Source organism: Aeromonas sp. 2HA2 (genome assembly GCF_029237345.1).
In the GTDB taxonomy this organism is placed as follows: Bacteria; Pseudomonadota; Gammaproteobacteria; order Enterobacterales; family Aeromonadaceae; genus Aeromonas; species Aeromonas salmonicida.
Window position 1 is genome coordinate 274,531 of record NZ_JAACGB010000002.1, and the last position, 20,129, is coordinate 294,659.

The window sequence follows — 20,129 nt, forward strand, 5'->3', positions numbered from 1 at the left end:
TTTCGCGTGATACCAAAATTGAACCAAATCAGCAGGTTGGCGCAACCGATATCGTGCAAACGTTTTTGCTAACAGGGCTGTAACCAGGCGGGCTTGCAGTAGTGGGGCGGGGGGAGCAGAATCCGCGCCCATCTTTTGCCTCACCTGATGGAGTCCCTATGATTGCCCTGCTCGGCATACTGAGTATCCTGGCCCTGGCCGTACTCTGCTCTGATAATCGTCGTCGTATCCCGTTGAGAACAGTGGGTCTCGCGCTCTGCCTGCAAGTCCTCTTTGCCGGTCTGGTGCTCTGGCTGCCTGCCGGTCAGCACGTGCTGAATGGGGTCAGCGAGAGCGTCAGCAGCGTGATCGGTTACGGTCAGGAAGGGATCGCCTTCCTGTTCGGGGATCTGGCCAAGTTCAAGCTGGGCTTCATCTTTGCGTTCAACGTGCTGCCGGTCATCATCTTCTTCTCTGCGGTGATCGCGATCCTCTATCACATAGGCCTGATGCCGCGGGTCATCGCCCTGCTGGGGGGCGGTCTGCAGAAGCTGCTGGGTACCGGCCGTGCCGAGAGCCTCTCCGCCACCGCCAACATCTTCGTCGGCATGGTGGAAGCGCCGCTGGTGGTCAAGCCCTACCTCTCCAAGATGTCCGACTCCCAGTTCTTCGCCGTGATGAGCTGCGGTCTCGCCTCCGTGGCTGGCGGCACCCTGGTGGGCTACGCCAGTATCGGGGTTGAGCTCAAGTACCTGATAGCGGCTGCCTTCATGTCGGCACCTGCCGGTCTGGCCATGGCCAAGATCCTGGTGCCGCCTGCGGCCGAAGACGTTGACCACTGTCAGGATGTGGAGATCCCCCGTGCGACCAATGTGATCGAAGCGGCGGCCGATGGCGCCATGGCAGGCCTCAACATAGCGGTCGCGGTCGGCGCGACTCTGCTGGCTTTCGTCGGGGTGATCGCCATGCTCAACGGCCTGCTCGGCTGGGCCGGTGATCTGGTGGGACTGGAGCTGAGCTTCCAGATCATACTGGGCTGGCTGTTCGCCCCCGTCTCCTGGCTGATCGGCGTGCCCTGGGATCAGGCCCAGGCGGCTGGCGCCCTGATCGGGACCAAGATAGTCATCAACGAATTCGTCGCTTTCATCGCCCTGGTGCAGGATCAGACCCTGAACGAATCGAGCAAGGCCATCGTCACCTTCGCCCTGTGCGGTTTCGCCAACATCTCCTCCATGGCGATCCTCATCGGTGGCCTGGGCGCCATGGTGCCGGAGCGCAAGTCCTTCATCGCCCGTTACGGCATGCGCGCCATACTGGCGGGTGTGCTGGCGAACCTGATGAGCGCCTCGCTGGCGGGGCTGTTCCTCGCCCTCTGATTGACCTCGAAGCTGGCACCTTCCGGTCAGAGCCCGCTTCGGCGGGCTTTTTGTGGTTGTTTTTCAGACAAAAAAAGCGCCTCAGAGGAGGCGCGGGGAAAAAGACAGATTGGAAGCGTCACATGGGTGCCACTTGAATGAGGGATGAGCCATGCCATCCAAGTGTGAAGCCATGATGCCTGACCCTGTCTGAAGCCCTTCTGAGGCGATTCTTCATACTATGTTCATGTTTATAAACGCAAAACGGCGCCACTCGAACAAGCCGGATCTCTGCTGTGCCAATGGCTGAAGTGAGTGTTTTACAGGGATGTCGCCACTATCAAGGAGTCAACTCGAACGAACCGGCGTTCTGTTGTTCCAGTGCCAGCAACCAGCGCTTGATGGGGATGCCGCCGGCATAACCGGTCAGCTCGCCGCTGCGCCCTATCACCCTGTGACAGGGCACTATGATGCTGAGAGGATTGCGGCCATTGGCGGCACCCACGGCTCGCACCGCCTTGTGGTTGCCGATGGACTGGGCTATTTCGAGATAGCTGACGGTCTTGCCATAGGGAATGTCGCACAGAGCGCGCCACACTGACTGCTGGAAGGGGGTTCCCTTGGCGGCGAGCGGCAGATCGAAGCGTTGCAGACGGCCGGCGAAATAGGCGGCAAACTGCTCGACGTAAGGGGCCAGCGCCAGATCATCCTGACGCCACTGCGGGGTTGGCATTATGGGGCGCTCGCCCTGCATGAACTCCACGTGGCGTAGGCCATCCCGATCGATGGCGATGAGCAGGGGGCCGTGGGCGCTGTCGCAAAAACTGTATCTCATCTTCTCTCATCCTTGGCGTGGGCAAGTCGTAAGGCTGGCAGCATCACTCCAGCACGGGTTTGCCGCGGGCCGACTTGATGTCGCCCTTGCGCTTCTTGGCGTCGATCCGCTTGCGCTGGGAGCTGCGGGTCGGCTTGGTGGCATGACGGGCCTTGGGGCGCCAGGCGGCTTTCTTGAGCAGCTCCACCAAGCGGCTCATGGCCTCTTTTCGGTTCATGTCCTGGCTGCGATGGGTCTCGACCCGGATCTGGATAAAACCATCGTGTACCCGGCTGTCGCTCAGCTTGTCGAGCCCCTCTTTGTAGAGCGGGGGCAGACTGGGAGAGCTGCGGTAATCAAAGCGCAACCAGACGGCGGAGTCAGTCTTGTTGACGTGCTGGCCGCCGGCCCCCTGAGCTCGCATGGCTTGAAACTGCAGCTCATGCCAGGGGAGGGTGACGCTGTTGGAGATGACTAGCATACTGCTGTGCTCTTGTTTGGTGCATAGGGAGAGGCTGGTTCAGCTTGGTGCCTCATTATGGGGCGAGATGTGCTCCCTTGGTGATGCCGGGGGGGATTCATCCAGGGCATAAATGCTATCTTTTTGAAATTAAACAATAAAAAGACTTGGCACAAGAATTGATACCCAATTCACCACATACCATGGATTGGGAGCAACCAGATGAAGCTGATTACTGCGATTATCAAACCCTTCAAGTTGGACGATGTGCGTGAAGCCGTCGCCAGCCTGGGAGTCGAAGGACTGACAGTGTCCGAGGTCAAGGGGTTTGGCCGCCAGAAAGGGCACACCGAATTATACCGGGGAGCCGAGTACCAGGTCGACTTCTTACCCAAAGTGAAGCTGGAAATTGCGACGGCCGATGACAACGTCGAAGGGGTCATAGAGGCGATCTGCAAGGCGGCGTATACCGGCAAGATCGGCGATGGCAAGATTTTTGTCTACGATTTGTTGCAGGCGGTGCGCATTCGTACCGGTGAAAGCGATGAAGAGGCGCTCTGATCGTTCGGGTGCCCTGGCGGCTTGAGCATGGGTAACCCTGTTTCGGATTGCCAGACCGGACGGGTTGCCGATAGGTAGTCGTTGATTGACTCCATGGTGGGGCTGGATAGGATTCTATCCGGCCCTTTTGTTTGAACGGCGCTTAAATATGTGATCCCGCACTCCATGTTTTCTTGATCCGGCTGTCGAGGCCAATGCAAAATACAAACAGAAATGGTTATCACTCGATATAGCAACTCAAGGAATGGATGATGAAAATGAAGATGCTGGCACTGGCTTTTTCTACCCTGGCTGCTCAGGGGGCGTTGGCGGCGGGAGAGGTGAATGTCTACTCCAACCGTCAGGATGAACTGATCAAGCCCATCATCCAGCAGTTCGAGAAGGAATCGGGCATCAAGGTCAACGTGGTGTTCGCCAAAGAGGGGCTGAACGAGCGTCTGGAGCGGGAAGGCAAGCTCTCTCCGGCCGACCTGATGCTGACCGTGGACATCAGCCGTCTGACCGATCTGGTGGACAAGGGGCTGGTGCAGCCGGTAGACAGCAAGATACTGCAGGAGAATATCCCTTCCATCTATCGTGACCCGGAGAATCGCTGGTTTGCCCTGACCACCCGAGTGCGTGCCATCTATTCGAGCAAGGAACGCCTCGGCAAACTCGACACCATTAGCTACGAAGATCTGGTCAAGCCTGAATTCAAAGGGAAAATTTGTACCCGCAGCGGCAAGCATGAGTACAATGTGGCGCTGGTTTCATCCATGATCGCCCATCACGGCATGGCGGATGCAAAAACCTGGCTGGAAGGGGTCAAAGCCAACCTGGCGCGCAAGCCGCAAGGCAACGACAGGGATCAGGTCAAGGCGATCAAGGATGGCATCTGCGATCTGTCCCTCGGCAACAGCTACTACCTGGGGGCCATGTTGAAAGATCCGGCTCAGAAGTCCTGGGCTGATGCGGTCTACATCAACTTCCCGAACCAGGCTGACCGTGGCGCCCACGTCAACGTGAGCGGCGTGGCCATGACCAAGCATGCCAAGAACAAGGAAGCCGCCCAGAAGCTGATGGAGTTCCTGGCTGGCGATACTGCCCAGCACATGTATGCGGACGTGAATGCCGAGTACCCGGTCAAGGTCGGGGTCGAGCCTTCCGCCATGGTCAAGTCCTGGGGCAGTTTCAAGTCTGATCCCATGCCGGTCAGCGAGTACGCCAAGCACCGCAAGGATGCCTTGCAGTTGCTGGATGAAGTAAAATTCGACTTGTAATCAGATGGGGCCAAGGGCCCCATCCACTTCTGTGGTCTCATGAAAAATTGTGGATGGATTGTCAGCAGCTGGGCCACCGCCCTGCTGCTGGGTTTGCCGGTACTCGCCCTGATCTTCTCAGCCTTCTCGGCAGACGGAGACCTGTTTCGCCACCTCGCCGATACTGTGCTGTTCGATTATCTGGCCAATACGCTGGGACTGGTGGCGGGCGTAGTGCTGCTCAGCCTGTTGTTCGGCGTACCTACCGCCTGGCTGGTAGCCATGTGTCAGGTACCGGGGCGCCGTGCCCTGCAGTGGGCGCTGATGCTGCCCATGGCCATGCCCTCCTACATCGTTGCCTACGTCTACACCGACCTTCTTGACTACTCGGGGCCGCTGCAGGCGGGGCTGCGCACCCTGTTTGAGTGGAGCAGACCGGCGGATTACTGGTTCCCGGCCATCCGATCCCTGGGCGGCGCCGCCTGGGTACTGGCACTGGTGCTCTTTCCCTACGTTTATCTGCTGGCCCGCGCTTCGTTCTTGGAGCAGTCGGTCAGCCTGATCCACTCCAGCCGCTTGCTGGGATGCACCCCCTGGCAGAGCTTTCGCCGCCTCAGTTTGCCGTTGGCACGCCCCGCCATCATGGTGGCGGTTTCCCTGGTGGCGATGGAGACCTTGGCCGACTTTGCCACTGTCCACTTCTTTGCCATCAACACCCTGACCACGGCGGTTTATGATACCTGGCTTGGCTATGGCAGTTTGGCCACCGCTGCCAAGCTCTCCTGCATGATGCTGCTGGCCGTGGTGCTGCTCATCGCGCTGGAGCGCCGCTCCCGCCAGCGTCAGCAGGTGTTTCAGAAATCCATGGGTCATGAGCAGCCGCTGCGTTATCCACTCAAGGGAGTCAGCCGTTGGCTGGCCGGACTCTGGTGCTGGGGACTGGTGCTGGCGGGTTTCGGCCTGCCATTTGTCATCCTGCTCGATTACGGCGTGCGCTATTTCGAACTCTCCTGGACGCCGGAGTTTGTCCGCTTCGCTGGCAACAGTCTGCTCATCTCGGCGCTGACCGCCCTGCTGGCCATGGGGATAGCTCTGCTGCTCGGTTTCTTCCGCCGCCTCGATGGCGGCGTCAAGAGTCTGCTGCCCCTGCGTATCGCCGCCATGGGATACGCCATGCCGGGTACAGTGCTTGCCATCGGCGTGCTGGTGCCGCTGACAGCCCTCGATTTTGGTATCAATGATCTGGCCGAGTGGCTTGGGGGGCAGGGGCCTGGCTTGCTGCTGACCGGTACCCTCACTGCCATCGTATTCGGCTATCTGGTGCGCTTCGTGGCCATTGCCATCGGTTCTGTGGAGAGCAGCATGGGCAAGATCTCCCCCAGCCTCGACATGGCGGCCCGTTCCCTGGGACAGGGAGATGGCGGTATGCTGCGACGGGTTCATCTGCCGCTGGTGCGACGGGGTCTGTTTGCCGGTGCCATGCTGGTATTCATCGAATCCATGAAGGAGCTGCCCGCCGCCCTGCTGCTGCGGCCGTTCAACTTCGATACCCTGGCGACCCACGTCTATCAATTTGTCTCGGACGAGATGCTGGAGCGCGGCGCCCTGGGGGCCATCGTTATCGTGCTGGTAGGACTGTTGCCGCTCATCTGGGTCAACCGCAGCCTGGATAGCCAGGGGCACTGAGTCTGCAGATCACTCCCTGAATTGTTGTCCGGCGCAGGTCGGCCTGAATCAAAAGAATATGAGGAAGTCAGCCGTGTCTTGCTTGCAGGTTGAGAACGTCAGTTGCCGTTATAACGGTCGCAATGTACTGGAGCAGCTGTCTCTGTCGGTGGCCGACAACGAGATTGTCTGTCTGCTGGGGGCCAGTGGCTGCGGTAAAACCACGCTGCTCAAGGCCGTTGCAGGCCTGTTGCCGCTGGCCGAAGGGGAGATCCGCCTCGGTGCTACCCTGCTGGATGGGCCGGGCGTCAGCGTGCCACCCGAGGCGCGCAACATCGGCATGATCTTCCAGGATTACGCCCTTTTCCCCCATCTGACGGTGGCCGACAACGTCGGTTTCGGGCTGGCTCGCCTTGACCGCCCCGCCCGTCAGCAGCAGGTGGAGGAGGCGCTGACGCTGGTCAAGCTGCAGGGACTGGGAGATCGCTATCCCCATCAACTCTCTGGCGGGCAGCAGCAAAGGGTTGCCATCGCTCGCGCACTGGTGTGCAAGCCGAAGTTGATGTTGCTGGATGAGCCCTTCTCGAACATAGATACCCAGGTGCGGATGAAGCTGATCCTCGAGATCCGCACCCTGCTCAAGCAGCAGGGGATCGGCGCCATCTTCGTCAGCCACAGCAAGGAGGAGGCGTTTGCCTTCGCCGACCGGCTGGCTCTGTTTCGGGCGGGTCATATCGAGCAGGTGGGACAGCCGGAGCAGCTTTATCGCCGCCCGCAGAACCGCTTCGTTGCCGAGTTTTTGGGCGGGGTCAACTATCTGGCTGCCGAGGTAGTGGATAGCCACAGCGTCAAGACAGCGCTGGGAGTGGTATCTGGCTGCGAGCCCCATGGTCGCAACCTGGGCGAGCTGCTGCAACTGATGCTCAGACCCCAGCAACTGTTGCTGGAGGCCGTCGTGGACGGCGAACTGACAGTGCTGGAGCAGCAGTTTCTCGGTCATCACTGTCGGGTGTTGTTCGAGTGTGGCGGTCAGCGACTGGAGGCGAGCATAGGTGAGCCACTCGGCGGGGATCGCGCTCGGGTCAAGGTCGCTCCCCATGGGTTGGTGTTGTTTGAACCAGTGCAGTGAACAACTTGATATCGTTATGAAATCAATGAATTGAATTCACTCTGGTTTATAATTGCGCCACGCTAATGCCTATACAGGGGAGAGACAAATGAAAGCCCAAGCCGGGATCTGCGCAGAGCCGAATCTGCACGCCCTCTATCTGATGTTCAATCGCACAGGAGAGGCGACCGCACTGGTTGCCCGTCTGGCCAGCTTGCCTGCCCTGTGGGAAGCGGTTGCCGCCGATTTCCCCGATGCCGGTTTCACCGGCCTGGTCGCCGTCGGCGCCGATGCCTGGGATGACCTCTACCCTGTGGCCCGTCCGCCCCAGTTTCGCGGCTTTATGACGCAATCAGCCAACGGTCAGCAGGCGCCAAATACGCCGTTCGACCTCTTCGTGCAGTTGCGTGCCGATCGGGTCGATGTTTTGCATCACGCCGGTCAAAGGGTGATGGCGCTGCTGGCCGGACTGGTGGAACTGGCCGAAGAGGTGCGCGGTTTCCGCAACCTGGATTGCCGTGACCTGACCGGTTTCGTCGATGGCACCGAGAACCCGCAAGACGAACACCGCGCTGAGGTGGCCTTGCTTGAGGGAGGCGAGTTTGCCGGCGGCTCCTATGTCCATGTGCAGCGCTGGGTACATGCCATGAGCGACTGGGAGAAGCTCGCCCTGAAGGAGCAGGAAGACATCATTGGCCGCACCAAGCGCGACAACATCGAATACGAGTCGGCCGATAAGCCGCTGACCTCCCATATCAAGCGGGTCAACCTCAAGACGCCCAAAGGTGAATCCATGGAGATACTGCGTCAGAGCATGCCCTGGGGCACCATGACGGAGCAGGGACTCTATTTCATCTCCTGCTGCCGCACGCCGTTGCACTTCAATGCCATGATGGCCAGCATGTACAAGGGGGAGGGCGGCCATTTTGATCACCTGCTGCGCTTCACCACGGCAGTGACTGGTGCGGCCTTCTTTGCCCCCTCGGAAGATTTTCTGGTGGCAAAGGGTCAATAAGTCAGCATTTACCTGTGCGCAGAAAACAAAAATCCCGGCCAAGGCCGGGATTTTGCGTTCTGGCGGTACCGCTAGTAGGCGGTGGCCTGCGCATTGGCTGACATTAAGGGGTCTGTTCGAACAGCTCGAGGGCGGAGAGATAGAGCTCTTCGATATCGGTGTCGCTGGTCGGAGTGATGAAGATGGTGTCATCACCGGCGATAGTGCCGAGGATCCCTTCTGCCTTGCCGAGTGAGTCGAGCAGGCGGGCGATCAGCTGGGCTGCACCCGGGCTGGTGTGGATCACGACCAGGGCGCCGTTGTGGTCGACGTCGAGTACCAGGTTCTTGAGCGGGCTGGAAGTAGTGGGTACACCCAGTTCCACCGGCAGGCAGTAAACCATCTCCATCTTGGCATTGCGGGTGCGAACGGCGCCGAAGCGGCTCAGCATGCGCGATACCTTGGACTGGTTGATGTTTTCGAAGCCCATCTCTTGCAGGGCAGTCACTATCTCTGCCTGGGAGCCAAATCGTTCTTCTTTCAGCAAGGCTTTAAAGGCCTTGGCCAGTTTTTCTTGCTTGTCGTTGTGTTTCATCTTGGACTCACGAATGAGGAGGTGTGGCTGCCTGTCACGCTCAGGCGGCAGATATGAACAGCGTGCCCATTTTGCATTCATGTGCCTATTTTTGCAAGGAAGCGGCGGTTGTGCTGCATATTGATTCAAAATTAGCTTGCATCCCCCCATGTTGGGGCTAAAATCGGGACGAAATTTTGAAAACTTATTCAATTGGGCTGTATGGGTATTGAACTAATCGGTATCGCAAAATCCTGGCACAAGGTGCCGGTACTGCAAGATGTCAGCTTTCGGACTGAGCCCGGTGAAACCTTGGTGCTGCTGGGCCCGAGCGGTGCTGGCAAGAGCTCGCTGCTACGCATGATGAACTTGCTGGACACGCCGGATGCCGGCGTATTGCGCATCGGTGAAAGTGAATTTTCTTTCCCGTCCGGCCTGTCTGCTGCCGAATTCAACCGTCAGGCGCAGGCACTGCGTCGCAAGGTGGGCATGGTGTTCCAGCAGTACAATCTCTGGCCACATCTGACCGTGATGGAGAACCTCATAGAGGCACCCGTCAAGTTGCTCGGCATGAGCAAGGCCGCGGCTATCGAGAAGGGCGCCTACCTGTTGACCCAGTTGCAACTGGCCGACAAGCGTGATGCCTGGCCTGCCCGCCTCTCGGGTGGTCAACAGCAACGGGTGGCCATTGCCCGTACCCTGATGATGGATCCGCAAGTGCTGCTGTTTGACGAGCCGACGGCTGCACTCGATCCCGAGATCACCAAAGAGGTGGCCGAGATCATCCGCAATCTGGGCCAGACCGGTATTACCCAGGTGGTGGTGACCCACGAGGTGGAGTTTGCCCGCAAGGTGGCCAGTCAGGTGATTTATCTGGAAAAGGGGCGGATCATCGAGTCCGGTACCGCCGCCATTTTCCAATCCCCGCAAACCAGCCGGTTTGCCGAATTCTTGATGCATTGATATTCAAATCGATAAGGAAGCTGTCATGAAAAAGAGTCTGTTGCTGGTTGCTGCCATGGGTTTGCTGAGCACCTCTGTGCTGGCCAAAGAGATCAAGTTCGCCACCGAGGCGACTTATGCACCGTTCGAATATCTGGACGACAAAAACGAGTTTCAGGGCTTTGACATCGACCTGGCCCGTGCCATCTGTACCCAGGTCAAGCTGGAGTGCAGCTTCCACAACCAGGCCTTCGACAGCCTGATCCCCAGCCTCAAGTTCCGTCGCTATGACGCTGCCATCGCAGCCATGGATGTGACCCCGGAGCGGGCAGCCCAGGTCGACTTCTCCGACATCTATTATGAAAACTCAGCCGTGTTCGTGGCCAAGAAAGGGACCTTCAAGGGGCCGGAAGACTTGGTCGACAAGACGGTCGGCGTGCAGAATGGTTCCTCCCATCAGTCCTATCTGGTGGATAACTGGATCAGCAAAGGCTTGCTGACAGTGCCCTATGCCAGTTACCAGAGTGCCTTCCTCGACATGATGAATGGCCGTACCGATGGTGTGTTTGCCGATACTGCAGTCGCGGCCGACTGGCTCAAGCAGCACAAGGAGTACGTCGTGATCGGTGCGCCTGTGACCGATGCCAAGTACTTCGGTACCGGCTTTGGCATCGCAGTGGCCAAGGGTAACCTGGAGCTGCTGACCCAGCTGAACAAGGGGCTGGCCGAAATCAAGGCCAACGGCACCTATCAAAAAATCTTCGACAAATACTTCGCGCAGTAAGCCATGTTGAGCCTGTTGTTGGATGCAGCCTGGATGACCCTCGGGCTGGCCTTGGCATCACTGGTCGGCGGCATGGTATTGGCGCTGGGATTGAGCGCCGCCGAGCTGAGTAAACAGCCTTGGCTGGTGTGGCCTGTGGCTACACTGACCACCTTGATCCGTGGCTTGCCCGAGCTGTTGGTGGTGCTGTTCATCTACTTCGGCTCGACCCAGGTGCTGTTTCTCATTACAGGCGAGTATGTGGAATTCAGCCCGTTCGCCTGTGGCGTGCTGGCGCTCTCTCTGCTGTTTGCCAGCTATGCCACCCAGACTCTGCGGGCAGCGATCAATGCAGTGCCCGCCGGACAGCGGTTGGCGGCGTTGGCGCTCGGTCTTGGCAAGGGGCACATCTTCTTTCGCATCGTGTTGCCCCAAGCCTGGCGTCATGCCCTGCCGGGCCTCGGCAATCAGTGGCTGGTGTTGCTCAAGGATACGGCGCTGGTCTCCCTCATAGGGGTGAACGAGATGATGCGTCAGGCCCAGATGGCCTCGGCCAGCACCTATGAACCCTTTACCTGGTATGCCGCCGCGGCCCTCATCTATCTTGCCATCAGTCTGGTGAGTGAATTCGGCCTCAAGCAGGCTGCCCGCTATACCCGCCGCTACGGAGGTTGACCATGCAGGACTATTTCACGACTCTGCTGGGGGGATTAGTGATGACCCTGCAACCGACCGTCTTCAGTCAGCTGAGTGAATTCGGGTTTAAGCAGACAGCCCGCTATACCCGCCGCTACGGAGGTTGACCATGCAGGACTATTTCACGACTCTGCTGGGGGGATTAGTGATCACTCTGCAATCGACCGTCTTCAGTCAGCTGAGTGAATTCGGGTTTAAGCAGACAGCCCGCTATACCCGCCGCTACGGAGGTTGACCATGCAGGACTATTTCATGACTCTGCTGGGTGGTCTGGCGATCACCTTGCAATTAACTGCCCTCAGTCTGCTGCTCGGCGTACTGATGGCGGCTGCCATGACATGGGTGCTGGAGCAGCGCATTCCGGTGGCGACCCAGCTGGTACAGCTGTGGGTGCTGATCTTCACCGGCACGCCGCTGCTGATCCAGATCTTCCTCATCTACTACGGGCCGGGACAGTTCGAGTGGCTCAAATCCGGGCCGCTCTGGCCGCTGCTCAAGCAGCCCTGGTTCTGCGCCGTGCTGGCCCTTGGTTTCAACACTGCGGCCTATTCAACCCGCTTGTTCAAGGGGGCGCTCGATGCCATTCCGTCCGGTGAGGTGGAGGCCTGCCGTGCCCTCGGCTTTTCGGCCGGGCAGACCCTGTGGATGAAGGTGCGCCATGCTGCGCGGCGACTGGTGCCCGCCTATTCCAACGAGGTGATCCTGGTGCTCAAGGGCAGTTCACTGGCCAGCACCATCACCATCATGGACGTGATGGGCCTGGCCCAGCGCCTCAACGCCCAGACCTATGACACCCTGGCTGTGTTCACTGTGGCCGGTGCGCTTTACCTGACCATGAACGGATTGTTAACAATTGGGTTTCGCTGGTGTGAACGGCGAGCCCTGGCATTCCAGGCGTGAGCTCGGTAGATCTACCTCTTTGTGGTAGGTATAAATGCGGGAAATCTGTGCTTCTCCTCTGATTTTTTGCATTTCCCCCCATTTTTATGCGCCGCCTGTTTATTGGCTCACAGAACCCGTGATTGCAACTGTTATCAGATTGTTTTTTATGGGGGGATCCATTAAGGTTGGGCCCACAACAAGAAACAACCTTAAACCTACGCTTAAACATGGAGTTGATCATGAAAGTTGCCGTTCTGGGTGCCGCCGGTGGCATCGGCCAAGCCCTCGCTCTGCTGTTGAAAAACCGCCTCCCTGCTGGTTCCGAACTGAGCCTGTATGACATAGCCCCTGTCACTCCGGGTGTGGCGGTCGATCTGAGCCATATCCCGACTGACGTGAAAGTAAAAGGTTTCTGCGGTGAAGATCCGAGCCCCGCTCTGGTCGGCGCCGATGTGGTGCTGATCTCCGCCGGTGTGGCGCGCAAGCCCGGCATGGATCGTTCCGATCTGTTCAATATCAACGCCGGTATCGTCAAGAATCTGGTCGAAAAATGTGCCGCCTCCTGTCCGAAAGCGCTGATCGGCATCATCACCAACCCGGTCAACACCACGGTCGCCATCGCGGCTGAAGTGCTGAAAAAAGCCGGTGTCTACGACAAGCGTCGCCTGTTTGGCGTCACCACCCTGGATGTGATCCGCGCCGAGACCTTCGTGGCCGACGCCAAGGGTCTGAATGTCGACAAGGTGCGTGTCAACGTGATCGGCGGCCACAGTGGCGTGACCATACTGCCGCTGCTGTCCCAGATCGAAGGGGCTTCCTTCTCTGCAGAAGAAGTGGCAGCCATGACCAAGCGTATCCAGAACGCCGGCACCGAAGTGGTTGAAGCCAAGGCCGGTGGCGGTTCTGCCACCCTCTCCATGGGTCAGGCTGCCTGCCGTTTTGGCCTGTCCCTCATCAAGGGTCTGCAGGGCGAAGCCAACGTCATCGAGTGCGCTTATGTGGAAGGGGATGGCAAGCACGCTACCTTCTTCGCGCAGCCCATCTTGCTGGGCAAGAACGGCGTCGAAACCGTGCTGGACTACGGCAAGCTGAGTGCCTTCGAGCAAGAGGCGATGGAGGGCATGCTGGCCACTCTGAAAGCCGATATCCAGCTGGGTGTCGAGTTCGTCAAGTAAGCCGCATGGCTGACAATAAGGGGAGCTTCGGCTCCCCTTTGTCATTGCTGCAGGGTGCTGACGGTGACGGGCTAAGGGGATGGGCCTGGCTGCCGATAACAGAGAGCAGCAGGAGAACCTTATGATGAAACCCCTTACCTTTTTTGGCCTTGCTTGTTTGCTGACGACCCAGGCACAGGGCGCGGAGCCACAGGTATCCGCCGCCGGACCTACGGCAAGCAGTGCAGTTTCCGTGGCAGAGTCAGCGATCACATCCCCACCGGCGGTTTCCGCTGCCGAGCCGGTGGCTGTATCTCAGCCTGCGGTTTCCGCCGCCGGACCGGTCGCGTCATATCAGCCTGAGGTGTCTGCAGCCGGGCCTGCAGCACCACTGCCAGTCGCTCCTTCAATGGCGCAGCCAGCTGCGGCTGCCTCATCAGCCGCGTCTGCCACAGTGTCGGATGGCGGGCTTTCTCCAACCAGTCAACCCATGACCAGCACGCCGACGAGCGGTGCAGATGACAGCGGCAACCTGCAGGCTGTGCCCCTCTATCGTCAGGACGAGCTGCTCAACTGGATTGAACAGGGGCGTCATTTACAGCAGGTAAAACAGGACAGATGCCAGCTCACCCAAGATATCGAGGTGCGGGCCGAGGTAATGAAGGTGCCTGCCTATCAGTTCCTGTGGGGAGACATGCTGGCTTGGGGAGTGTGCATCAAGCCCAATGCGGAGCTCGGGGTCAAATTCATGTGGGAGGCAGCCAATCAGGGGTTGGCACCTGCGCTGGAACAGCTGGGCCGTTATTACTGGAAGGGCACCCTGGTGCAAAAAGATCTGCTCAAGGCTGAAACCCTGATGCGTGAAGCGGCCAGTCTGGGGTTTCAGCGGGCACAGATAGAGTGGGTCGAGATGTTGCTGCAGGGGCTGGGCAGCCCGCTGGATTATGAAGAGGCGTATCACTGGCTGCACAGTGCTGTCATTGGTGACAAGGCCAAGCATCAGAAGGCGACCAGCCTGCTGAATCGACTGGGCAACCGCATGCCTGCCAACGCCATTGCCCGTGCCAAGGCGATGCGTTAAATAAAAAGGACCCACAGGCTCTCACCTGTGGGTCCGGATCCGGCCGCCGTGCCATGACAGGCCGGGTCCTCACTGCTTTATATGGTGCAACCCCGATTAAAGATCCTGGTGGGGGCCAAAAACTTCGTAGTGCAACTGTTCGGTCGGGATACCCGCCGAGCTGAGTTGTGTCTTGATCCCCTGCATGAAGCCGAGTGGGCCGCAGAAGTAGTAGTGGGCCTGCGGTACCAGCAACCCGGACACCTGACTCAAGTCCATGGTGCCGCTGAAGTCGTAGTCCTTCCCTTGCTCATCCTGATCACTTGGCTCCCGATACCAAACCCGGCTCTGCAGCTTGTGGTGCTGTTGGCGTTTGCGCTGGATATCCTCCTTGAAGGCATGCAGCGAACCCCGTTCACAAGCGTGCAGCCAGCAGACATCGGTATCATGGCCCGTGCTAAGCAGTTGGTTGAGCATGCTCAGCATGGGGGTGAGGCCCACGCCGGCGGAGAGCAGCACCACTGGGGTGTTGGAGCTGGCTTGCAGGAAGAAATCACCGGTTGGCGGCATCAGGTCCACCTTGTCACCGACTTGCAGATGGTCATGCAGCAGGTTGGAAACCTGACCCTGCGGCTCGCGCTTGACGCTGATACGGTAATCGCGACCATTGGGTGCATCGGAGAGGGAGTACTGACGGATCTCCTGATATTCCAGTTCCGGGTGGTTGAGCTGGATGCTGAGGTACTGGCCCGGCTTGAAATGCAGCACGGGTTTGCCATCGATCGGCGCCAGCATGAAGGAAGTGATGAGCTCGCTCTCGACCCGCTTCTCTTTGATGATGAAGGGGCGGGGGCCTTGCCAGCCACCGATCTCGCTCGCCTTCTCCTGATAGATCTCGCTCTCCCGGCCGATGAAAATACTGGCCAGTACCCCATAAGCCTTGCCCCAGGCATCCAGCACTTCGTCGGTGACTGCACTTCCGCCCAATTCTTTGAGCGTGGCCAAGAGATGACTACCTACAATGTGATATTGTTCCGGCTGGATCATGAAGCCCGTGTGTTTGTGGGCGATACGTTCTACTGCACCTGCCAGGGCCCCCAGGTTGTCGATGTTCTTGGCATAAGCCGCCACTGCGTTGAACAGGGCCAGCGGTTGGCCGCCGCTGCGCTGGTGAGCCAGGTTGAAAATATCCTTCAGCTCGGGGTTGTGACTGAACATGCGCTGATAGAAGTGCTGGGTGAGTGCAGGGCCCGCCGATTCGAGCAAAGGTATGGTGCTTTTGATGACGGCGATGGTGGCTTGATCTAACATAAGGGGTCCTTTCTAATTAAACATTTAAAATGTCACTTAATAAGCCGCATCCTAGATGTTTATTTGATCTGGATCAATAATCAATTTTCCGCGTGATGCGACACAGGCCCTATGAGACTAACTAGCTATACCGATTTTGGATTGAGAGCCCTGCTCTATCTGGCAACCTTGCCACAGGGGGAATTGTCGAGCGTGGCCAAGGTTTCCGCCTTGTATGACGTCTCTCGCAACCACATGGTGAAGGTGGTGAATCAGCTGGTGAAGCTGGGTTATCTGCAGTCACAGCGGGGCAAGAATGGCGGGATCCGCATGGCTTGCGCGCCAGAGACAGTCAATATTGGCCAGGTGATCCGTGCGCTGGAGGGCAACCTGGACGGCATCGACTGCAACTCGCCCGTTTGCCATATCGTCTCTGTCTGTCTGCTGAAAAGTGCCCTGAAGGAGGCGATGAACGCCTTCCTGGCGGTGATGGACAGCTACACGCTGCAAGACCTGCTGGCCAATCGCGACGAGCTGCAGAAGGTGTTCGGTGAACTGATCCCGACCCTGGTGCTGGAACCAGAGCCCGACGACGAGAATGAGTGAGATAAAAAAGGCTGCCATCGGCAGCCTTTTTTCAATCTTCGAAACCCGATACGTTGCGGTATAAATCTGGCATGATCCGCGCCATCTTCACCATGTTGTTCTCTACTTCCATGATCTCGATGGGATAGCCAGCGAGCCGCAGGCTGATGTTGGGCTGGGGGATCTCTTCCAGATATTCCAGAATTGCGCCATTGAGGGTTCTCGGCCCGTCGATGGGCAGTTGCCAGTTCATCTCCTTGTTCAGCTCGCGGATGCTGGCCGATCCTTCCACCAGGAAAGAACCGTCCGGTTGAGGATGGATCTCTTCGCTGGGCGCGGGAGTAATGGTGGTGGTGAAATCGCCCACTATCTCCTCCAGAATGTCGTCCAGAGTGATCAGCCCCTGAATGTCACCGTACTCATCCACAATGAGGCCGATCCGCTCCTTGTTGCGCTGGAATTTGGCCAGTTGCACATTGAGCGGCGTCCCTTCCGGGATGAAGTAGATCTCGTCCACTTCCCGCAGCAGGCTCGACTTGTTGAACTGATCCCTGGCCATCAGCCGCAGCGCATCGCGGGCGTGCAGAAAGCCCACCACGTCATCGATGTTGTCTCGATAGAGCAGTATTTTGGTGTGGGCGCCGTGGGCCAGCTGGCGCAGTATGCTTTTCCAGTCATCGTTGATGTCGATGGCGTAGATCTCGCTGCGTGGCACCATGATGTGCTCCACCGTCATCTTGTCCAGGTCCAGGATACTAAGCAGCATCTCCTGATGGCGCTGGGGGATGAGACTTCCGGCCTCGTTGACTATGGTGCGCAGTTCCTCGGTATTGAGAGCATCATTCTTGTTGGGAGTGACTCGCAGCAGCTTGAGCAGGCCGCTGGTGATGCCATTGATCAGCCAGACGAAGGGGTAGAGCGGCACCATAAGCCCCTTGAGGATCCAGGAGGCGGGGTAGGCAATTCTTTCGGGGAACATGGCCGCTAGGGTTTTGGGGGTGACTTCGCCAAATACCAGCACGACCAGGGTCAGACCGAAGGTGGCGATGGCAACACCCAGATCGCCAAACAGCCGGATACAGACAATGGTGGCGATGGCCGAGGCGAAGATGTTGACCAGGTTGTTGCCTATCAGGATCAGGCCCAGCAGACGATCAGGGCGGGCGAGCAGTTGCTCGACACGGCGTGCGGCTTTGTGTTTGGTCTGTGCCAGATGCCGCAGCTTGTAGCGGTTGATGGACATCAGGCCGGTTTCGGAGCTGGAGAAGAAAGCGGATAGAAAGATCAAGATAACGAGGACAATCAGTAGTGTACTCGTTGAGATGCTGTCCAAAAAGGGCTCCTGTTGGGGCTAGGTGAGTAAAAGTGAATATCAGCTCAGCAGCACTTCTTTCACGAAGCGGCTGCCGAAATAGGCCAGCGTCAGGATGACACTGCCGACAAAACTCAGGGTAATGACCCTGCGGCCACGCCAACCACGAGTATGGTGACCCCATAACAGCAATACGTAGACGCACCAGGCAAGGATCGAGAGGATTGCCTTGTGGGATTTACCCTGGGCGAACATGTCCTCCAGAAAGAACAGACCGGAGGCGATGGAAAGCGTCAGCAGGAACAGACCTGCCGAGATGAGCTGGAACAGACGCTTCTCTACCGTCATCAAGGGGGGCATGGACGGTAGCTGGCTGATCTTGCGGGACTTCAACTGACGGTCCAGACAAGCAAGCTGCAGTGCAAAAAGACCGGCGATCATCAGCACCGAATAGGCCATCAGCGCGAGACCTATGTGCAGCAGCAACTGGGGGTGAGCTTCCAGATGGGTGATATAGCGACCCGGTATCAGGGCACTGGCGGCCAGCAGCAGGGCGGAAAAACTGTAGACCACGGGCAGCAGGATCCAGCCGTTGAAGCGACGGGTGACGCAGGTCATGAAGCAACTGATGATAAGGCTGACCAGAGACGCGACGTTGAGCATGCTGAGATTCTGGCCGGAATGGGTCACCAGCACTTCGCTGGCAACCGACGCGCCATGGGCGACCAGAGCCAGTCCTATGCAGGCAAACAGGGGCGCTTGCCCGACTTGTTTGGCATTGAGCAGCAGGTGCAGCGAGGCGACGATGGCGAGCAGATAGAATGCCAGGGCCAGAATAGAGATCACGATCATAACCAGGTCGTTGTTGAACAAGCGGTTGGAACAGGAGTGGCAGTATACCTTGCACAAGATATGCTCGCCAGTTGTGCTACCGCCGATCTGCCCATATATAGGCAGCAGGCGACCGCTTTGCGCGGTGAATAATTGTCCTCCAGCGCTACCTCACGCTGGCTGAGGTATTATAATGCCCCCATTTGTTAAGCTTGCCCGTTAGCTGGCTGATGAGCGCCACGAGCGGTGAATAATCGTCCTCACAGGGCTGACTGGGGTATAATCCCCCTATTTGTTACGCCAAGAACCGGAATGCGTCATGTTTGAGAATTTGACTGAACGACTCTCGCGCACCTTGCGCAATGTCAGTGGCCGTGGCCGGCTGACCGAAGAAAACATCAAGGATACCTTGCGCGAAGTGCGCATGGCGCTGCTCGAGGCGGACGTCGCCCTGCCGGTAGTGCGTGACTTCGTTGCCCGCGTGAAAGAACGTGCCGTGGGCCAGGAAGTAGCCAAGTCCCTGAGCCCGGGCCAGGCCTTCATCAAGATAGTGCACGGCGAGCTGGTCTCTGTGATGGGGGAGGCCAATGAACAGCTCAACCTCGCTGCCCAGCCGCCCGCCATCATACTGATGGCAGGTCTGCAGGGTGCCGGTAAGACCACTACGGTTGGTAAACTGGCCAAGTTGCTCAAAGAGCGAAGCAAGAAGAAAGTGCTGGTCGTCAGTGCCGACGTCTATCGCCCTGCGGCGATCAAGCAGCTGGAAACCCTGGCAAGCGATGTCGGCGTCGACTTCTTCCCGAGTGATGCCAGCCAGAAACCGGTTGATATCGCCACCGCAGCCATCGATCAGGCGCGCAAGAAGTTCTATGACGTTGTGATCGTGGATACCGCCGGTCGTCTGCACGTCGACAGCGACATGATGGACGAGATCATCCATCTCCACGCCACCATCAAGCCGGTCGAGACCCTGTTCGTGGTGGATGCCATGACGGGTCAGGATGCCGCCAACACTGCCAAGGCGTTCAACGAGGCGCTGCCGCTCACCGGCGTGATCCTCACCAAGGCCGACGGTGACGCCCGTGGTGGTGCCGCCCTTTCCGTGCGCCATATCACCGGCAAGCCGGTCAAGTTCATCGGTATGGGTGAGAAGACAGACGCGTTGGAGCCATTCCATCCGGATCGCCTCGCTTCCCGCATCCTCGGCATGGGTGATGTACTGTCGCTTATCGAGGAAGTGGAGCGCACGGTCGACAAGGAGAAGGCAGCCAAACTGGCCAACAAGGTCAAGAGTGGCAAAGGCTTCGATCTGGAAGACTTCCGTGAACAGCTGGCCCAGATGCGCAACATGGGTGGCATGATGGGCATGCTCGACAAGCTGCCGGGCATGTCCGGCCTGCCGGATAACGTGAAAGATCAGATGGATGACAAACTCACAGTGCGGATGGAGGCCATTATCAGCTCCATGACGCCCAAGGAGCGCGCCCATCCTGATCTCATCAAGGGTTCCCGCAAGCGCCGCATCGCTGCAGGCTCCGGCATGCAGGTGCAGGACGTGAACAAGCTGCTCAAGCAGTTCACCGAAATGCAGCGCATGATGAAAAAGATGTCCGGCAAGGGCGGCATGCGCAAGATGATGGGGCAGATGAAGAACATGCTGCCGCCCGGATTCGGTGGCGGTGGTCGCGGTCCGTTCTGATTTTCCTGCTTGTCAGGCAGAAAGGCTCACCGAGGTGAGCCTTTTTCATGCCAACCCTTGCGCAAAAAATAGCTGGCTTGGTTGCAATTATTACGAATCCAAGTAGAATTACGCGGCTTATTTTAAGCTAGGGTCTGCGTATTTGCAGGCCTTGTTCATTAGATGTT

General features: G+C 58.3%; 22 protein-coding genes. 16 read left to right on the top strand and 6 right to left on the bottom strand.

The window, feature by feature from the left end:
- The first annotated feature begins 158 nt into the window (after positions 1-158).
- Positions 159-1,355 carry a NupC/NupG family nucleoside CNT transporter gene (locus GWQ29_RS04655; RefSeq protein ID WP_059111745.1) on the top strand — a complete coding sequence of 399 codons (1,197 nt, stop codon included), beginning with the start codon at positions 159-161 and terminating at the stop codon, positions 1,353-1,355.
- A gap of 319 nt (positions 1,356-1,674) precedes the next feature.
- Here the strand turns inward: GWQ29_RS04655 and GWQ29_RS04660 are convergent, their stop codons facing one another.
- Positions 1,675-2,169 (bottom strand): methylated-DNA--[protein]-cysteine S-methyltransferase, encoded by a 495-nt coding sequence (locus GWQ29_RS04660; protein ID WP_159165465.1) that lies wholly within the window; start codon positions 2,167-2,169, stop codon positions 1,675-1,677.
- 43 nt (positions 2,170-2,212) lie between these two features.
- Entirely contained in the window at positions 2,213-2,629 is a 417-nt protein-coding gene (arfB, locus tag GWQ29_RS04665) for an alternative ribosome rescue aminoacyl-tRNA hydrolase ArfB (protein ID WP_005313563.1), read from the bottom strand.
- A 201-nt stretch (positions 2,630-2,830) separates the two neighbouring features.
- Between arfB and glnK the strand changes: the two genes are divergently transcribed.
- From glnK to GWQ29_RS04690, 5 genes are all read left to right on the top strand, one after another.
- On the top strand, positions 2,831-3,169 hold the full coding sequence (gene glnK / locus GWQ29_RS04670; protein ID WP_265461911.1) for a P-II family nitrogen regulator: 339 nt from the start codon (positions 2,831-2,833) through the stop codon (positions 3,167-3,169).
- A 251-nt stretch (positions 3,170-3,420) separates the two neighbouring features.
- Positions 3,421-4,428 (top strand): Fe(3+) ABC transporter substrate-binding protein, encoded by a 1,008-nt coding sequence (locus tag GWQ29_RS04675; protein ID WP_234577295.1) that lies wholly within the window; start codon positions 3,421-3,423, stop codon positions 4,426-4,428.
- Between the two features lie 39 nt (positions 4,429-4,467).
- Positions 4,468-6,093: an iron ABC transporter permease gene (locus GWQ29_RS04680; RefSeq protein ID WP_169046792.1), complete on the top strand. Its 1,626-nt coding sequence runs from the start codon at positions 4,468-4,470 to the stop codon at positions 6,091-6,093.
- Positions 6,094-6,166: 73 nt separating this feature from the next.
- A complete protein-coding gene (locus GWQ29_RS04685; RefSeq protein WP_275918862.1) occupies positions 6,167-7,201 on the top strand; it encodes an ABC transporter ATP-binding protein in 1,035 nt (344 codons plus the stop codon).
- A gap of 88 nt (positions 7,202-7,289) precedes the next feature.
- Positions 7,290-8,195 (top strand): Dyp-type peroxidase, encoded by a 906-nt coding sequence (locus GWQ29_RS04690; RefSeq protein WP_265461909.1) that lies wholly within the window; start codon positions 7,290-7,292, stop codon positions 8,193-8,195.
- A 103-nt stretch (positions 8,196-8,298) separates the two neighbouring features.
- Here the strand turns inward: GWQ29_RS04690 and argR are convergent, their stop codons facing one another.
- Entirely contained in the window at positions 8,299-8,769 is a 471-nt protein-coding gene (argR, locus tag GWQ29_RS04695; RefSeq protein WP_005308670.1) for a transcriptional regulator ArgR, read from the bottom strand.
- 201 nt (positions 8,770-8,970) lie between these two features.
- Here argR and GWQ29_RS04700 point away from each other — a divergent pair, with 201 nt between their 5' ends.
- From GWQ29_RS04700 to GWQ29_RS04735, 8 genes are all read left to right on the top strand, one after another.
- Positions 8,971-9,711: an ATP-binding cassette domain-containing protein gene (locus tag GWQ29_RS04700; RefSeq protein ID WP_005313549.1), complete on the top strand. Its 741-nt coding sequence runs from the start codon at positions 8,971-8,973 to the stop codon at positions 9,709-9,711.
- A 25-nt stretch (positions 9,712-9,736) separates the two neighbouring features.
- A complete protein-coding gene (locus tag GWQ29_RS04705) occupies positions 9,737-10,474 on the top strand; it encodes a transporter substrate-binding domain-containing protein (protein ID WP_005313547.1) in 738 nt (245 codons plus the stop codon).
- Positions 10,475-10,477: 3 nt separating this feature from the next.
- Positions 10,478-11,128: an arginine ABC transporter permease ArtQ gene (artQ, locus tag GWQ29_RS04710; protein WP_275918863.1), complete on the top strand. Its 651-nt coding sequence runs from the start codon at positions 10,478-10,480 to the stop codon at positions 11,126-11,128.
- A gap of 2 nt (positions 11,129-11,130) precedes the next feature.
- Positions 11,131-11,256 carry a hypothetical protein gene (locus GWQ29_RS04715; protein WP_275918864.1) on the top strand — a complete coding sequence of 42 codons (126 nt, stop codon included), beginning with the start codon at positions 11,131-11,133 and terminating at the stop codon, positions 11,254-11,256.
- 2 nt (positions 11,257-11,258) lie between these two features.
- Positions 11,259-11,384 carry a hypothetical protein gene (locus GWQ29_RS04720; RefSeq protein ID WP_275918865.1) on the top strand — a complete coding sequence of 42 codons (126 nt, stop codon included), beginning with the start codon at positions 11,259-11,261 and terminating at the stop codon, positions 11,382-11,384.
- 2 nt (positions 11,385-11,386) lie between these two features.
- The gene (artM, locus tag GWQ29_RS04725; protein ID WP_005313537.1) at positions 11,387-12,049 is read left to right on the top strand and encodes an arginine ABC transporter permease ArtM; all 663 of its coding nucleotides are present in this window, start codon (positions 11,387-11,389) and stop codon (positions 12,047-12,049) included.
- Positions 12,050-12,270: 221 nt separating this feature from the next.
- Entirely contained in the window at positions 12,271-13,206 is a 936-nt protein-coding gene (gene mdh / locus GWQ29_RS04730; protein ID WP_017411604.1) for a malate dehydrogenase, read from the top strand.
- Between the two features lie 469 nt (positions 13,207-13,675).
- Complete coding sequence (locus tag GWQ29_RS04735; RefSeq protein WP_169046789.1) at positions 13,676-14,266, top strand: SEL1-like repeat protein; 591 nt, start codon at positions 13,676-13,678, stop codon at positions 14,264-14,266.
- 96 nt (positions 14,267-14,362) lie between these two features.
- On the opposite strand, the gene hmpA is transcribed toward GWQ29_RS04735, so the two are convergent.
- Positions 14,363-15,556: an NO-inducible flavohemoprotein gene (gene hmpA, locus GWQ29_RS04740; protein ID WP_169046788.1), complete on the bottom strand. Its 1,194-nt coding sequence runs from the start codon at positions 15,554-15,556 to the stop codon at positions 14,363-14,365.
- 111 nt (positions 15,557-15,667) lie between these two features.
- Between hmpA and GWQ29_RS04745 the strand changes: the two genes are divergently transcribed.
- The gene (locus GWQ29_RS04745; protein ID WP_034523613.1) at positions 15,668-16,141 is read left to right on the top strand and encodes an Rrf2 family transcriptional regulator; all 474 of its coding nucleotides are present in this window, start codon (positions 15,668-15,670) and stop codon (positions 16,139-16,141) included.
- Positions 16,142-16,172: 31 nt separating this feature from the next.
- On the opposite strand, the gene GWQ29_RS04750 is transcribed toward GWQ29_RS04745, so the two are convergent.
- Both GWQ29_RS04750 and ccsA read right to left on the bottom strand, forming a co-directional pair.
- Positions 16,173-17,453, bottom strand: coding sequence for a CNNM domain-containing protein (locus GWQ29_RS04750; RefSeq protein ID WP_021138818.1), 1,281 nt, complete (start codon positions 17,451-17,453; stop codon positions 16,173-16,175).
- A 39-nt stretch (positions 17,454-17,492) separates the two neighbouring features.
- The gene (gene ccsA / locus GWQ29_RS04755) at positions 17,493-18,284 is read right to left on the bottom strand and encodes a cytochrome c biogenesis protein CcsA (RefSeq protein WP_034523623.1); all 792 of its coding nucleotides are present in this window, start codon (positions 18,282-18,284) and stop codon (positions 17,493-17,495) included.
- A gap of 298 nt (positions 18,285-18,582) precedes the next feature.
- Here ccsA and ffh point away from each other — a divergent pair, with 298 nt between their 5' ends.
- Positions 18,583-19,962 carry a signal recognition particle protein gene (gene ffh, locus GWQ29_RS04760; RefSeq protein WP_042467608.1) on the top strand — a complete coding sequence of 460 codons (1,380 nt, stop codon included), beginning with the start codon at positions 18,583-18,585 and terminating at the stop codon, positions 19,960-19,962.
- Positions 19,963-20,129: the final 167 nt, after the last annotated feature.